Annotated in this window: 14 protein-coding genes; 10 read left to right on the forward strand and 4 right to left on the reverse strand. The window is 42.5% G+C overall.

The window, feature by feature from the left end:
- Positions 1-100 precede the first annotated feature (100 nt).
- The 3 genes from FT12353_RS05470 to rpmH all read right to left on the reverse strand — a co-directional run bounded on the left by FT12353_RS05470 (position 101) and on the right by rpmH (position 1,527).
- Positions 101-949 carry a membrane protein insertase YidC gene (locus FT12353_RS05470; protein WP_168778897.1) on the reverse strand — a complete coding sequence of 283 codons (849 nt, stop codon included), beginning with the start codon at positions 947-949 and terminating at the stop codon, positions 101-103.
- Positions 933-1,295 (reverse strand): ribonuclease P protein component, encoded by a 363-nt coding sequence (gene rnpA / locus FT12353_RS05475; protein ID WP_059394020.1) that lies wholly within the window; start codon positions 1,293-1,295, stop codon positions 933-935. The genes FT12353_RS05470 and rnpA overlap by 17 nt, the downstream gene beginning before the upstream one ends.
- A gap of 97 nt (positions 1,296-1,392) precedes the next feature.
- On the reverse strand, positions 1,393-1,527 hold the full coding sequence (gene rpmH, locus FT12353_RS05480; protein WP_047975516.1) for a 50S ribosomal protein L34: 135 nt from the start codon (positions 1,525-1,527) through the stop codon (positions 1,393-1,395).
- Between the two features lie 508 nt (positions 1,528-2,035).
- On the opposite strand from rpmH, the gene dnaA reads away from it, so the two are divergent.
- The 10 genes from dnaA (at position 2,036) to FT12353_RS05530 (ending at position 14,468) form a co-directional block, all read left to right on the forward strand.
- Positions 2,036-3,415, forward strand: a complete 1,380-nt coding sequence (dnaA, locus tag FT12353_RS05485; protein WP_059394019.1) for a chromosomal replication initiator protein DnaA — start codon at positions 2,036-2,038, stop codon at positions 3,413-3,415.
- Positions 3,416-3,592: 177 nt separating this feature from the next.
- A complete protein-coding gene (gene dnaN / locus FT12353_RS05490) occupies positions 3,593-4,726 on the forward strand; it encodes a DNA polymerase III subunit beta (protein ID WP_059394018.1) in 1,134 nt (377 codons plus the stop codon).
- Positions 4,727-4,931: 205 nt separating this feature from the next.
- Positions 4,932-5,333, forward strand: a complete 402-nt coding sequence (yaaA, locus tag FT12353_RS05495; RefSeq protein ID WP_083994446.1) for a S4 domain-containing protein YaaA — start codon at positions 4,932-4,934, stop codon at positions 5,331-5,333.
- Positions 5,324-6,442, forward strand: coding sequence for a DNA replication/repair protein RecF (gene recF / locus FT12353_RS05500; protein ID WP_203618991.1), 1,119 nt, complete (start codon positions 5,324-5,326; stop codon positions 6,440-6,442). The genes yaaA and recF overlap by 10 nt, the downstream gene beginning before the upstream one ends.
- A 23-nt stretch (positions 6,443-6,465) precedes the next feature.
- Positions 6,466-8,460 carry a DNA topoisomerase (ATP-hydrolyzing) subunit B gene (gyrB, locus tag FT12353_RS05505; RefSeq protein WP_059394016.1) on the forward strand — a complete coding sequence of 665 codons (1,995 nt, stop codon included), beginning with the start codon at positions 6,466-6,468 and terminating at the stop codon, positions 8,458-8,460.
- Positions 8,461-8,492: 32 nt separating this feature from the next.
- The gene (gene gyrA / locus FT12353_RS05510) at positions 8,493-11,069 is read left to right on the forward strand and encodes a DNA gyrase subunit A (RefSeq protein WP_059394015.1); all 2,577 of its coding nucleotides are present in this window, start codon (positions 8,493-8,495) and stop codon (positions 11,067-11,069) included.
- Between the two features lie 469 nt (positions 11,070-11,538).
- Positions 11,539-12,195, forward strand: a complete 657-nt coding sequence (locus FT12353_RS05515) for an amino acid ABC transporter permease (RefSeq protein ID WP_059394014.1) — start codon at positions 11,539-11,541, stop codon at positions 12,193-12,195.
- Positions 12,176-12,859, forward strand: coding sequence for an amino acid ABC transporter permease (locus FT12353_RS05520; protein WP_059394013.1), 684 nt, complete (start codon positions 12,176-12,178; stop codon positions 12,857-12,859). The genes FT12353_RS05515 and FT12353_RS05520 overlap by 20 nt, the downstream gene beginning before the upstream one ends.
- Positions 12,849-13,589, forward strand: a complete 741-nt coding sequence (locus FT12353_RS05525) for an amino acid ABC transporter ATP-binding protein (RefSeq protein WP_059394012.1) — start codon at positions 12,849-12,851, stop codon at positions 13,587-13,589. Before FT12353_RS05520 ends, FT12353_RS05525 begins: the two co-directional genes overlap by 11 nt.
- 39 nt (positions 13,590-13,628) lie before the next feature.
- Positions 13,629-14,468, forward strand: coding sequence for a transporter substrate-binding domain-containing protein (locus FT12353_RS05530; RefSeq protein ID WP_203618993.1), 840 nt, complete (start codon positions 13,629-13,631; stop codon positions 14,466-14,468).
- A gap of 101 nt (positions 14,469-14,569) precedes the next feature.
- Here the strand turns inward: FT12353_RS05530 and FT12353_RS05535 are convergent, their stop codons facing one another.
- Positions 14,570-15,325: a LytR/AlgR family response regulator transcription factor gene (locus FT12353_RS05535; RefSeq protein WP_203618995.1), complete on the reverse strand. Its 756-nt coding sequence runs from the start codon at positions 15,323-15,325 to the stop codon at positions 14,570-14,572.
- Between the last annotated feature and the right edge of the window lie 505 nt (positions 15,326-15,830).

Genomic DNA, 15,830 nt, shown 5'->3' on the forward strand with positions numbered 1-15,830 from the left:
CAAACTTTTAAGACCATCAAACGCTCTTCTTTACTATAAAAGTAATCAAATAAAAAAACCACAGCAAGTCATTGCTGTGATTTCATTTAAACAATAAAAATTAACGCTTTTTACGCTTCTTTGAACGTTGGGCTTTGCGAACCTTACGTGCCTTTTCTTTTTCCAAAGCCAAGGCTTCTTCACGTTCGCGGCGCATCTTGAATGGATTTTGCAAGAAGAACGTTTGTACCATCTGGAACAAGTTTCCAACCACCCAGTAAAGAGAAACGGCAGAGGGAACAGCCAAAGCCGTAAACAAAATTAGGAATGGGAAGACATATGGCATCGCCTTCGTCATCGCATTTTGCTGAGGGTTAGCCTGGGTCGACAACCATGAAGAACCAAAGGTAAACAAGGCAGCCAAAATTGGCAAGATGAAATAAGGATCTTGGTGACCCAAATTCAACCAAAGGAAAGAACCTGAACGCAACACAGGTGAATTATGAATTCCTTGGTATAAGGCAATCAAAACCGGCATCTGAACTAACAAAGGCAGCATTGAGGCAAAAGGTGAAATACCGCGATCCTTGTAAAGTTGCTGCTGGGCGGCAGCTAACAACTGTCGACTCTCAGTATCTCGACCAGGATAAGTATCCTGCAAGGCCTTAATTTCATCTTGCAAGCCCTGCATCTTCTTCATGGAATCGACCTGATAAACCATCAATGGCAAAATTAGGAAACGAACAAAGACCGTAAAGACAATGATTCCAAGCCCATATGAAGACGAGAACCAAGAAGAAACGCCCAAAATCGAGCGAATAAAGATGGCCACAAAGCCACCCCACAGGCCAGAACCGGCAACATGGCCACTATATGAAAGGTCAGCAAGAACAATGCCAACAATGGCCAAGGCTGCTAAGAGCAGTGGCAAAAAACCAATTGTTTTTACCCATTTATTGATTCGAGTCATGATTTTCTTCCTTTAAAAGTTTCGCAAGCTTTAAAACATGTTCTAGTTGTTTCTTAATAAAAGCTTGGGACTGGTGTGCTGCAGCTGGTCTGGCAATCACTAAAATATCAACATGTGAATCCAACATTGGTTTTAATTCCAAAAAAGCTTGTCGAATTCGTCGTTTAACAAAAACCCGGTCATGAGCCTTACCGACTTTTTTACCAACTGAAAGCCCAAGACGGAAATGTTTTTGATTCTGTTTTTTTAACCGATATAAGACAAAATACTTATTTGCCACCGATTGATGGTGGTCAAAGACGTTTTGAAATTCGGCTGGTTTTTTAATCCGAAATGTCTTGCGCATGGTCTCTTACCTAAATCACCGTTCACTTATGTACACAGGAAAACCCTGCATTAAAAATCCAATAAAAATAAAAAGGCCACTGCATGCAGCGACCTGATTAGGCAGATAACACCTTACGGCCCTTAGCACGACGGCGAGCCAATACCTTACGGCCATTGCTAGTGCTCATACGCTTACGGAAACCGTGTACGCGTTCGCGATGACGCTTCTTTGGTTGGAATGTACGCTTCATCTATATTTCCTCCATTAATAATTTGTCTGCAAAATTTCTTGCAATTCGAGACTAATCATACCACGGATCCGCCTTTGAGGCAAGTTTTGCACCAAAGTCTCCAACTAAAATACTAAAAATTTTAAAATCGGGTCAAATCAGCTTTCCACGGTTTTATCCAAAAGAAAACCACAAGGTTGTGGACACAAGGGGACAATAACTGTCTTTTCACGTCTTATGCCCGACTTATCCACATATCCACAGGTTGGGGACTGCTTTCTGGGGATAACGTTGAAAAAGTCAGGAAAAACGAGCATAATCCCCTTTTCGTCGTTGATAACTTTGTTGATATGTGGATAACCCGAAAATTTGTTCCCTTTCTTCTCCACATGACAGACAGTTATTAGTCCCCAAGCGGGATAACTTTCTTTTTATTCGCTTTCCTGTGGATAACTAGTCTTTACCCCTTTTTTTTGCTATAATATTCAGCATAGCTTCATCCGTTATCTAATTTTTCTTGGAGATTTACATGTCAAAACAACTTGATCCCGACGTCCTCTGGAAAGAGGTCAGTCTCAGACTTTACAAAACAACCGGTCCTGTCAGTTTTGAAGCAATGATCGCCCCACTTACGCCAATTGGCTTTAAAGATGGCAAGCTTGTTTTATCTGTCCCTGCCGACCATGCCGCTGATATCATCCAGGCATGGAATACACAACAATATGCCATGGACTTCGTCCAACATGCCAACGAAATTACCGGTGACTTCATTCGACCTGAACTAAAGGTCGAAGAAGACAGCGAAGCTGAAACAAATAGTAACTTCAACGGCTACAACGAACCCACCCAAATTCCTTTCTCCCAAGAAAACGATTTAAATTCTGATTTTACATTTGATAAATTCGTCAAAGGTGCCGGGAACGAAAACGCCTTAGCAGTGGCCTTGGCTGTTGCTGAAGCACCCGGCAAAGTTTACAACCCCTTCCTTATTTATGGAGGGGTTGGTTTGGGTAAGACGCATTTAATGCAGTCCATTGGTAACGAATACGCCACTACCCATCCAAATGCCAGCATCAAATATGCGACAGCGGAAGACTTTTTAAATGACTTTACGGATTCACTTCGTGAAGGAAACAAGGCCGATTCGAATGCGACGGCTAAATTTAAAAAAACATACCGCTCGCTCGATATGCTTTTAATTGATGATATTCAGTTTTGGTCGGGTAAGGAAAAAGTGCAAGAAGAGTTCTTCAACACCTTTAATGCCCTAACGAAGGCCGGCAAGCAAATTGTGATGACTTCCGATCGCTACCCAACCGATATTCCAGACTTGCTAACTAGGTTGACCTCTCGCTTTGAAGCTGGCATTACTCAGGACATTCAAAAACCTGATTTGCCAACTCGAGTCGCTATTTTGCGAAACTTGCAGGAACGTAATGATCTCGATATTCCAAACGAGGTCCTGGAATTAATTGGCGAAAAAATTGATACCAACGTCCGTTCTTTGGAAGGCGCCTTTCACAAGTTTGAAGCCAAGATTCGCTTCATGAACAAGCCGGCAACCATTGAAACGGCCCAATCAATCTTGACTGAGCTGAATATCGACCAAGGCAAAAAGATTACGGTGGAACGGATTCAAGAAACCGTTGCCAACTACTTTATGCAAACAATTGCCGATATGCAGGGCTCCCGACGCCAGGCTGATTTAGTCACGGCAAGACATATCGCCATTTACCTCACCCGTACCATGACAAACAAATCATTACCCGATATTGGCCGATCATTTGGTGGCCGCGACCACTCATCCATTTCGCACGCCTACAACAAGGTAGCCGAACAGGTTGAAACGGAGCCAAAGACAAAGGAACTGATTGAAGACCTCGCAAACGAGATCAAAAACGGGAAATAAGCCTTGTGGATAACGCTTTCTTTTCTTTCAAGTTAGTCCCAAAGTTATCAACAGGCAAAAAGTGAGTAAATTAGGCCTCATTCATCAATCCCCCGTTTCCACAGCCCTTATTATTACTACTAGTTAAATAATACTAATATAATATAGATGTACCGACCATAAAGGAGGCCGTGCGCCATGAAATTTTCGATTAACCGTCAAGCCTTTATCAAAGCTTTAAATGATGTTGCTCGCGCAATTTCATCTCGAACAACCATTCCGATTTTGACAAACATTAAATTGGATTTGACTGAGGAAGACCTTGTCTTAACTGGATCAAATGCTGATATCTCAATTAAGATTACATTGGAAGCCAGTGATACCACCAATGAATTGGTAGTTGAAAGTACAGGTGGCATTACTTTGCCAGCAACTTTCTTTATTAATATCGTGAAGCATTTGCCTGCCGATAAGATGACACTTGAAATCGATGGTTTGCAAGCTTTGATTACTTCTGGCTCAGCATCATTTAAGATTAATGGCCAACCAAGTTCCGCTTATCCAAAATTACCTGAATTATCAGAAAGCAAATCATTAAAAGTTTCAGCTGCTCAATTAGTTGAAATTATTGCGCAAACAAAAATTTCGGCTTCAACGCAAGAAAGTCGGCCAATCTTAACAGGAATTCATTTAACGTTGGATGGTAATCAAATTAAAGCCGTAACAACCGATTCACACCGTTTATCGCAACGAATCGTGACGTTAACTGGCACTGAAAATACCGATAAGGTATCCGTGATTATTCCAGCAAAAGCCTTTAATGAATTGCAATCGTTGTTAGATGGACAAAACCGTGTTGAAATTAAGCTTTCAAGTAACCAGGCTGCCTTTATCTTTGGCAAGACAACTTTCTATTCACGGTTGTTGGAAGGAAATTATCCAGAAACTGATCGCTTGATTCCAAGTGAAGCAACTACCGAACTGCAAATTGATGCCGCTGCTTTATCAGGTGCCATCGATCGTGCTTCCTTGCTGTCACACGAATCACGCAATAACGTGATTTTGCTGACCATTAAAGATGGTCAGGCGCAACTTTCTGGAAATTCACAAGAAGTTGGTCAAGTGAAAGAAGAGTTAACAGCTGAAAAGGTTGTTGGGGAAGATTTGGAAATTTCCTTTAACCCGGATTATGTTCGTGATGCCTTGCGCGTTTTGCAGGGAAAGACGGTTGAATTGAAGTTTACGACTAATTTACGGCCTTTCATCATTATTCCTGAAGGTGAAACCGATAATAAACAACTCCAATTGGTAACACCAGTTCGTACATTTTAATCAATTCTTTAGAAAAAGATGGCTCATGCTGATGGCCGTCTTTTTTTGTGCCATTTTGCACAAAAAAGCCTTCTACTGCTTTTTTATCTGTTTGGCATGAATGCCCAAACGAAAGAAATTGAGCTAAAAACGGCTCTCAGGGGCAAATTAGCGTAAGTATGGTATAATAACGGGGTAAGTATTTACCAAGAAATCGGGGAAAACGATGGCTGAACGCGTAGCAATTAAAACCGCTTATATTACCCTGGCCCAGTTGCTTAAAATGGAAAACATTATTGCTTCTGGTGGCCAGGCAAAAGCTTTTCTCGCTGAGCAATCAGTGTTGTTAAATGGCGAAGAAGAAAATCGCCGGGGCAAGAAATTGTACCCAGGTGATCAGGTTGACTTCCAAGGAACGCGCTATTTGATTGATCATCAAAGTGCAGAGGAAGAGGCCGAAGAAGCTGAAAAACAGGCAATCTTAGCTCGGTTTGCTGCTAGCCAAAAGCAAGTGGCACACAAGGAACAAAAGCGCCAAACAGCGATTTCTCGTCAACAACGGGCGAATAAAAAAGCAGCCCAGCGGTCATCGAATAAAAAGCCGAGTGGACCAGGCTCTTGGAACTAAGCGAGCTGTCCCTCAGCCATTTTCGTAATTATGATCAAACTGATTTGCATTTCCAAAGCGGGATTAACGTCTTTTTAGGGGAAAACGCCCAGGGAAAGACGAACCTCTTGGAAAGCATCTACGCGCTGGCTTTGGCCCGCTCTCACCGGACAAAAACCGATAAGGATTTAATTCAGTGGGGACAAAAAGAGGCCAAAATTGCAGGGCGAATCAAAAATCGTTTCGGTCAAACTCCCCTTTCCCTTTCTTGGTCGGCTAAAGGCAAGCAGGCTCGGGTTAATCATCTTGATCAATCCCGGCTGTCAACTTACATTGGTCAGCTAAACGTCATTTTATTTGCTCCGGAAGACCTGGACTTGGTTAAGGGGGCACCGACGGTTAGGCGCCGCTTTATCGACATCGAGTTTGGACAAATGAACAAACTCTATTTACAGCAAAGTAGCCAATACAAAAAAATTCTCAAAGATCGCAATGCCTATCTGAAGGCTTGGGCACAGGGTGGCCAGCGCGACCAAATCTTTTTAGATGTCTTAACTGAGCAGCTAATTGACGTCGCTAGTCAAATTATTTTGGCGCGACAGAAATTTTTAATCAAATTAGAAGCCCAGGCAAATCAGATTCACCAGGAAGTAGCAAGCCAAAAAGAGGTTTTAACCTTGCATTACCAAACGGCGATTCCAGTTGAAGAAGGTATGCAAAAAGACCAAGTGCAAGAGGCCCTTTCATTGGTCTTTGAGAAGAATGCCGACCGAGAAAAGCGGCAAGGCACTACTTTGGCAGGAACGCATCGAGATGATTTTATTATTGATGTGAATCAAGCCAATGTGGCGGTTTTTGGGTCACAAGGACAACAAAGAACGGCGGCCCTGGCCCTAAAACTTGGTGAAATCGAGTTGATGCATCAAGAAACGGGTGAATACCCTGTCTTGCTCTTGGATGATGTTTTAAGTGAGTTGGATGCCAACCGGCAAACACACCTTTTAATGGCCATTCAAGACAAGGTCCAAACCTTTATCACGGCGCCTTCCCTAACGGAAGTTGCCCGTCAGTTGATTAAGGAACCTAAAATTTTTATCGTCAAAGCCGGTCATGTTCAAGTGGAAGAGTAGCCATGATGGCGTAAAGGAGAATGATGGCAGAGCAAGAGTATCCAGAAAATCAAGAAGTTGCCGCAGTAAATCCGGAAGAAGCAAGTCAAATGCATACGGATGCGGATGCCTATAATGCGGACCAAATCCAAGTTTTGGAAGGCTTAGAGGCCGTTCGAAAGCGTCCGGGGATGTATATTGGGACAACGACGGCCCAAGGTTTGCACCACCTCGTTTGGGAAATTGTCGATAATGGAATCGATGAAGCCCTAGCCGGTTTTGCTAGCCATATCACCGTGACAATTGAGAAGGACAACTCCATCACCGTCACGGATGATGGCCGTGGAATTCCAGTTGATATCCAGTCAAAGACGGGCAAGCCAGCCTTGGAAACCGTCTTTACGATTTTGCATGCCGGTGGAAAGTTTGGCGGCGGTGGTTATAAGGTTTCTGGTGGTCTTCACGGTGTTGGAGCCTCTGTTGTAAATGCCCTTTCAACGTCATTGGATGTCCAAGTTGTTCGTGACGGTCAACTCTACTATATGGATTTCCAAACGGGTCATGTTAAGACACCGATGACGAAAAAAGATGGGCCATTGCCAATCGAACGAGGAACAATCGTTCACTTCAAGCCCGATGCTGATATTTTCCAAGAAACCACTGTTTATAACTATCAAACTCTGTTAACCCGTGTCCGAGAATTAGCCTTCTTGAATAAAGGGTTGCGGATTTCAATCGAGGATAAGCGCTCGGATGAACCACTGAAGGAATCTTTCCATTTTGAAGGTGGTATTAAGGAATACGTTTCTTTCCTTGATGAAGACAAGCAAGCTTTGTTTGATCAACCGGTCTATGTTGAAGGTGAGGAAAACGGCATCGTCGTTGAAGTTGCCTTGCAATATACAACTGGTGTCAAAGAAAATCTGAAAACATTTACCAATAACATCAACACCTATGAAGGTGGTACGCACGAAACCGGCTTTAAGACAGCTTTGACCCGAGTGATTAACGACTATGCTCGGAAGCAAAAGATTATTAAAGAAGGGGCCGAATCATTAACCGGAGAAGATGTCCGGGAAGGGATGACGGCCATTGTTTCCATTAAGCACCCAGACCCTCAGTTTGAGGGTCAAACAAAGACAAAGTTGGGAAATTCGGATGCCCGTCAGGCAACTGATCGGATGTTCTCTGAGACTTTTTCACGCTTTATGATGGAAAACCCAGCGGTCGCTAAGCAAATCGTTGAAAAAGGTTCGCTAGCACAACGAGCTCGTTTATCAGCCAAACGGGCCCGCGAAATGACCCGGAAGCAGTCAGGTTTGGAAATTTCGAACTTGCCTGGTAAATTAGCTGATAATACTTCAAAGGATCCTGAAATTTCAGAACTCTTTATTGTCGAGGGTGATTCCGCCGGTGGTTCTGCTAAGCAGGGGCGTAACCGCTTGACGCAGGCTATTTTGCCAATTCGTGGAAAAATCTTGAACGTTGGAAAGGCAACGATTGACCGGGTTTTGGCTAATGAAGAAATCCGTTCCCTCTTTACAGCGTTAGGTTCTGGTTTTGGGGATGACTTTAATGTCGAAAAGGCCAATTATCACAAGATTATTATCATGACGGATGCCGATGTCGATGGCGCCCATATTCGAACACTGCTGTTAACGTTGTTCTACCGCTACATGCGACCAATGATCGATGCTGGCTATATTTATATTGCTCAGCCACCTTTGTACGGTGTTTCTTTGGGAAATTCCAAAAACATGACTTATTTGGATTCTGATAAAGAACTAGATGACTATTTGGCTCAATTGCCAAGTAATGCCAAGCCAAAGGTGCAACGATATAAGGGGCTTGGAGAGATGGATTATGACCAATTAGCGGATACAACGATGGATCCCGCTAACCGACGGTTGTTACGGGTTGACCCGGCCGATGCCGAAGAAGCAGATGCTGTGATTGATATGTTAATGGGTGGCGATGTGCCACCACGGCGTAAGTTTATCGAGGATAACGCGGTCTTTGTGCAAGACCTCGATATTTAATTGTCGGTCGTGTTTGACGAGGAGTAAATGAAATGCCAGAAGAAATGGATACTCGGATTCAAAATACACATTTGTCCGAGCAAATGAAGACGTCATTCTTGTCCTATGCCATGTCAGTAATCGTGGCCCGGGCACTGCCTGACGTTCGCGATGGAATGAAGCCTGTCCATCGCCGAATTTTGTATTCGATGATTGAACAGGGAAACACACCGGATAAGCCCCATAAGAAATCAGCCCGTGTTGTTGGGGATGTTATGGGTAAGTACCACCCTCACGGTGATTCGGCAATCTACGAGTCAATGGTCCGGATGGCGCAGGATTTTTCATACCGTTACATGCTTGTTGACGGTCACGGAAACTTTGGTTCCGTCGATGGTGATAGCGCTGCTGCCATGCGATATACGGAAGCTCGTTTGTCGAAAGTGGCGATGGAAATGGTCCGTGACCTGAACAAGGATACGGTCGATTTTGTGCCGAACTACGATGGTGAAGAACGCGAGCCAGAGGTTTTGCCTGCTCGAATCCCAAACCTCTTGGTTAACGGAGCAACTGGAATCGCCGTTGGAATGACAACCAACATCCCAACGCACAACTTGGGTGAAGTTATTTCGGCCTTGCATATCTTGATGAACAATCCGGAAGCAACAACCGCTGATTTGATGGAAGCATTGCCTGGTCCTGATTTCCCAACTGGTGGGATCGTGATGGGGAAGGCTGGGATCCGAAAGGCCTACGAGACTGGTCGTGGGACGATTACGATTCGGGCCAAGGTCGATATTGAAACGACAAAATCAGGTCGGGAGCAGATTATTGTAACTGAACTCCCCTATGCCGTGAACAAGGCGCGCTTGATTGAACGAATTTCGGAGTTAGCTCGCGATAAGAAGATCGAAGGCATTACCGGTATTCGTGATGAAACCGACCGCGAAGGGTTGCGAATTTCAATCGATGTCCGACGCGATTCTTCCGCGTCAGTTATTTTAAATAACCTGTACAAGCAAACCCTTTTGCAGACTGGGTTCTCTTTCAACATGTTGGCCATTGATCATGGTGCCCCTAAGACACTGAGCTTAAAGGAAATCTTGATTGCTTATCTGGATCACCAGCGTTCTGTTATTCGCCGTCGGACAAGCTTTGAATTAAAGAAGGCCGAAGCAAGAGCCCATATCTTAGAGGGATTGCGCATTGCCCTCGACCACATTGATGCAATCATCAATATTATTCGTTCATCCAAAACGTCTGATGAAGCCAAGACACGCTTGATTGAGGGATACGACCTTTCTGATAAGCAGTCACAGGCTATTTTGGATATGCGTTTGGTTCGTTTGACCGGCTTGGAACGCGATAAGTTAGAAGACGAATACCAAAAGTTGGTGGCGTTGATTGCTGATTTGAAAGACATTTTGGCCCATCAGGAACGAATCGATCAGTTAATTTACGACGAATTACTTGAGATTCAAAGTCGCTTTGGTGACCCACGTCGAACAGAATTACAAGTCGGTGATGTGACCAGCATCGAAGATGAAGATTTGATTGAAGAAGAAGACGTCATTGTCACTTTGACTAACAACGGCTACATCAAGCGGGTGCCAGCGAGCGAATTTAAGGCTCAAAACCGTGGTGGTCGTGGTGTCCAGGGGATGAATCTGAATGATGAAGACTTTGTGGACCAGTTGGTAAACCTTTCAACTCACGATTCCCTCTTCTTCTTTACCAATAAGGGAAAAGTTTATCGGATGAAGGGTTACGAGATTCCTGAATACGGTCGTCAGGCCAAGGGAATCCCTGTGATTAATCTGTTGAACTTTGAAGAAGATGAAAAGATTCAAACCCTTCTTTCTGTGAATGGTAATCCGGCTGAAAGCCAGGATAACCTCTTCTTCGTTACTCGTAAGGGTGTTGTTAAGCGAACACAGGTGCAAGACTTTGCCCATATCCGGACGTCCGGTTTGAAGGCCTTGACCCTTCGCGACGATGATGAAATTTTGAAGGTTTTGCAGACAGATGGTTTGCAAAATATTGTGATTGCCACGATGAATGGTTACTCTGTGACCTTTGCGGAAGAAGCGGTCCGTCTCATGGGTCGTGGCGCCGCGGGTGTTCGAGGAATCAACTTGCGTGACGGGGATGAAGTAATTGGTGCCGATATCCTAACGCCGGACTCTAAGGTCTTTGTGATTAGTCAAAAAGGCTATGGAAAGCAAACAGCTGCCGTAGAATACCCTGTGAAGGGCCGTGGTGGTAAAGGAATTAAGACGGCAACCATTACCGAAAAGAACGGACCTCTGGCCGGCATGGTCACGGTTGATGGCGATGAGGACATTATGGTCACGACCGACCAAGGGGTCATGATTCGCTTTAGTGTTGATACCGTTAGTCAAACCAGCCGAGCAACGCAAGGCGTTCGTTTGATTCGTTTGGAAGATGATAGTAAGGTAGCCACCTTAACGAAGTTGGAACCGGTTGAGATGGACGATGAGAGTCCAGAAGCTGCTTTGGCTGAAAGCCAGGAAGAAGCAGATAATAGCCAGTCCCCTGTTAGCGACCAAGTTAGTGACTTAGTTGCTCGAGCAGAGGCTGACCAAAACGATACAGATTCTGATCAATAATTAAAATGAAACGCCACGGTATTGAAGGACGAATCGTCCTTGATTGAAAGACCGTGGTGTTTTTTACCAGAAGTCAAGCTCATCAAGGGTTTTGACTTCTTTTCTTTTGCTAAAAGTGATGATTTTTATTTTGGATAAAAAATAAAATGAGAAAGTTGACATTTTAAACTCATCAATATATAATCATTTTAGATTAAGAGAAAAGAGGAGGACCACTCATGCGAATGTGTATGCAACGAACATATCGAGAACGTGATAAACACAAAAGTTGAGAAGATGGTCCTCAAAATAAGTCACGCATAGATTTTCGTTGCATTGTTTGATAATAGCTACCAGTAGTATTAGATGACTTTCATGAAATGAATATCGACGCGACTAAAAGGCAACTTCAATTTTTGGAGTTGCTTTTTTTTTGTGGCCTTTTTTTGAGGATACCGTTGATTCTCGTTGTGGAAATAGGGAGAATTTTATGTCTTGGATATACATCCAACAGGCAATTCCGGCTTTTATTAACGGCTTCTTTCTAACGTTAAAATTGGCCACCATTGGGATTATTGGTGCCCTTTTGCTAGGAATTGTTGTTGCGTTTTGGCTTTACTATCAAGTTATTGGCCACCATGTATTGCGGGTTTATATAGCCGTCTCACGAAATACGCCGTTACTAATCCAGCTATTTTTTATTTACTACGGTCTGCCGGGCATTGGGTTAAAAATACCCGCCGAACAGACAGCCATCATTGGCCTGATTTTTCTAGGTGGGTCTTATATGGCCGATGCTTTCTTAGGTGGCCTGGAGGCAGTGCCTAAGATTCAGGTGGAATCAGGGCAAGTGATTGGGTTAAGTACCTGGCAACTGGCACGATACGTTATTTTTCCGCAAGGAATTTTGTATTCGCTGCCAGCGATTGGTGCCAATATTATTTTTTTAATTAAGGAAACGTCCATCTTTACGGTGATTGCCATTCCCGAGATTACCAATACGGCATTAGACCTGATTGGTCAGAATTATCGTAGCAATGAATATTTATTGATGATGGTCGTTAGTTACGCAATTATTTTAATTCCCCTTTCGCTGGGACTTTCTTGGGTTGAAAGGAGGCTGCGCCGTGTTAACTTCAGCAATTAATCTTATTCTGGCTGGAACGAACCTTAGTCGATTGATTGAGGGATTGGGTGTGACGATTGAAATTTCGGTTTTGTCCATTTTCTTTGGCACAATTCTTGGTGGCTTTTTGGGTTTGTTGTGGTCGAACGTTACGGGGGCTGAACGAGGTTTTTTCCGTACTTATTTGGAAATTTTTCGAATTGTGCCAACGATTCCCCTGCTCTTTTTGTTTTATTACACCTTCCCACGGGATTTGAATTTCAATTTACCCGCAACAGCAGTGAGCGTTTTGGTTTTCTCACTATGGTTTGGCGCTGAATTTTCAGATATTGTCCGTGCCGCGGTTCAGTCGGTTGCGAAGGGACAAAAAGAAAGTGCTTATGCAATTGGGCTGACGGCTTGGCAGAGTTATCGCTATGTCCTGCTACCTCAAAGTTTGGTCAATATCTTGCCAGCATATATTAACTTGAGTACGCGGATTATTAAGACAACTTCTATCTTGTTATTGATATCTGTGACGGAAGTCATTACGGTTGGCCAGCAAATTATTGAAGCCAATTCGTCGAATCGTGCGGTACCACTTGTCGTTTACGGTCTAATTGCCCTTTTTTATTTTTTAATCAATGGCACCCTCACCTGGTTAAGCAAGAAAATTGAAAGGAAAGTTGTTGCTAATGACAGATGAAATAATTCAAGTAAGGCACTTAAATAAAAAGTTTGGCGACAAAGTCGTTTTAAAAGATATTAATCTCACCATTCCTAAGAATAAGGTGACCGTGGTTTTGGGCCCATCTGGTTCAGGAAAATCAACGTTAATTCGGACCTTTAATGGGCTCGAATCATTTGATAGCGGCGATTTAGAAATTTTCGGTCAAAAGATTGACCCACATGATAAAAAAGCCTTTGCGGTCATCAAACATGAAATTGGCATGGTCTTTCAAAGTTATGATCTCTTTCCGAATCGAACGGTGATGCAAAACATTACTTTAGGACCTTTAAAAGTTCAAAAAAGAGATGAAACAGAAGTTCTCGACCAGGTAAGACAGTTACTGGCCGAGGTCGGCTTACAAAAATTTGAAAATTATTATCCACAGCAACTATCCGGTGGTCAAAAGCAACGAGTGGCCATTGTGCGTGCGCTGATTTTAAATCCGAAATTAATGCTCTTTGATGAAGTAACGGCTTCACTTGATCCGGAGATGGTTCGTGGGGTTTTGGAAATACTCAAACAATTAGCTGAACAGGATTTGACGATGGTTGTGGTCACCCATGAAATGAACTTTGCTAAACAAGTTGCTGATAAGGTCATCTTTTTGGATAGCGGTGAAATTGTGGAAGAACAAAATGGGAAAAAATTCTTTCAGGAACCACAAACAAAAAGAGCTCGTGACTTTTTGGACAGTATGTCTTTCTAGAAACATAAAACTAGGTATTGATTAATTAGGAGAAAAACAATGAAAAAGAAAATTATTTGGTCAGTAGTGGCCGTACTGGTCATTATTATTGGCATTTTTAGCGTCCATGCTTTCACCTCAAAGGACGGCTCAAGTCAAAATGGTCGCACGATTCAGCAAATTAAGAAATCTGGTGAAATTAAAATTGCTGTCTTTGGTGATTTGAAACCTTACGGTTGGGTTGATCAAAACGGTAATCGTCAGGGATACGATATTGCTTTGGCTAAGAAAATCGGTCAGGACCTCGGCGTTAAGGTTAAGTACGTGCAGGTTAACGCCAATGCTCGAGTTGATGCACTTAATTCTGGCAAGGCCGACATTGCCCTCGCTAATTTCACGGTCACGCCAGAAAGAAAGCAAGTAATTGATTTTGCCAAGCCATACATGAAGGTGTCAATTGGTGTTGCTTCAAAGAAAACAAGCTTAATTACCAACGTTAATCAGTTAAACGGTAAGAATTTGATTGTCAACAAGGGAACAACGGCTGAAACATACTTTACGCAAACGTACAAAAATGCCAAGTTATTGAAGTTTGACTCCAAGACACAACAGTTTGCTGCCTTGAGTGACGGACGAGCAGATGCCATTACCGATGATAATTCATACCTCTTCGCCTGGGTTAAGGATCACCCAGACTATCAGGTCGGCATTAAGCAATTAGGTGACCAAGCCTATATTGCCCCTGGTGTTCAAAAGGGTAACAAGAGTGTCTTGAATTGGACTAACGATGAAATCAAGAAGTTGAACAACAACGGCTTCTTTACGGACGATTATCAACAGAACTTGGCACCGTTCTTTGGGGATGATGTTAAGGCAAGTGATATTACGATTAATAAGTAATTTTGAATGACTTATCCCTCCCCTTTGTTTATCAAATCGTTTAAATCAGTTTTCAAAAAAACATCACAACCACACTATCTATGGTCGTGATGTTTTTTCTTTTAATCATTGCGCTTGAAGTTTGGATTTTCATCTTTGCTTGGTGGTTGAGTAAACCGAGTCGTGTGCATTCGGACTTCGCTTGCATAGCGACGAGAAACCGGTAAGGCATTGCCGGTTGAGAGCGTAATAATTTTTTTCTTGGGTTGGTAGTCCTTTAAATAGTTTAAATTAATCGCAAAGCTTGAGTGAATCTGACAAATATCTTTATGGAGTGGGACAACGGTTTTAAGTGTGGCCCTGATTTTTGTGATACGGTCGTGTTCATGCAAAATAAGGTGATGAGTCCCCTTTTCACATGAGATATAAATGATATGTGTTAGGTCAACTAAAATTGACCGTGTTCCGTTTGGAAAACGCACAAAAATTGGTTTTGTATAAAAAATTTTGTGAAGATTGTACTGGGCTTTTTCAATGGCGCGTAAAAGACGCTTTTGAAAAGTTAAATCACGGTCATTCTTAATAATGAAGTCTAAAACCCCTACTTGGTACTCGAAACAGTAGTTAGCCAATCGACTATCTTCCGCTAAGAGAATGATTTGGGCGTTGGGATTGTTCTTCTTAACTAATTCGGCAGTTTGAAAGCCAATTTTTTCGTGGCCACGGATCTCCAAATCAATAATTAAAATTGGACCTCTTTTATTTGAACGAATCGCGAGTAAAAGTTCTCGTGGAGTTTCAAAAATATGTGGATCGGTTAAAATTTTACGGAACAAGCGCTGGTCACGCTTCTTTGTTGTTAGAATATAGCAAGCCATATTCGCCTCCTTTCCCGTTTAGAAACCTTTCTAAATCAATGGATGAAATTGATGAGTACTATTAGTTAAAGAATAAATTCTATATTAATTATACGAAAACCATAATTTTTTACCACAAATATTTGTAAAAAGTCGCATTTTTAATCATATTTAGATAAATGTTAAATTTAAAGGAGTGTAAAGTACAGTATCTTTTTACAATAAATTAACAAAAAGTAGTCATCATCGAAAAATGTACAATAACGCCTTTTAGTGTAATCAAAACTTTCAAAAAATTATCAAAAAAAGTGTTGACGAATTGAATCAAGGGAGATATACTAGTTATTGTTCGTTATGAAGCAAACGTGCTTCTAGCGAGGCGTTGGTTATCTCTGGTAGCCGGCAGTTGATAAAAGTTTTTTCAGAAAGTTGTTGACATCGTTCAACATTCCTGATAAACTAATCAAGTTGCCCTAACAAAGCAGCTCAAATAACTTTCCAAATTAGTTGTTGACTTTGGTTCACA

This window comes from Fructobacillus tropaeoli, assembly GCF_016860625.1.
Classification (GTDB): Bacteria; Bacillota; Bacilli; order Lactobacillales; family Lactobacillaceae; genus Fructobacillus; species Fructobacillus tropaeoli.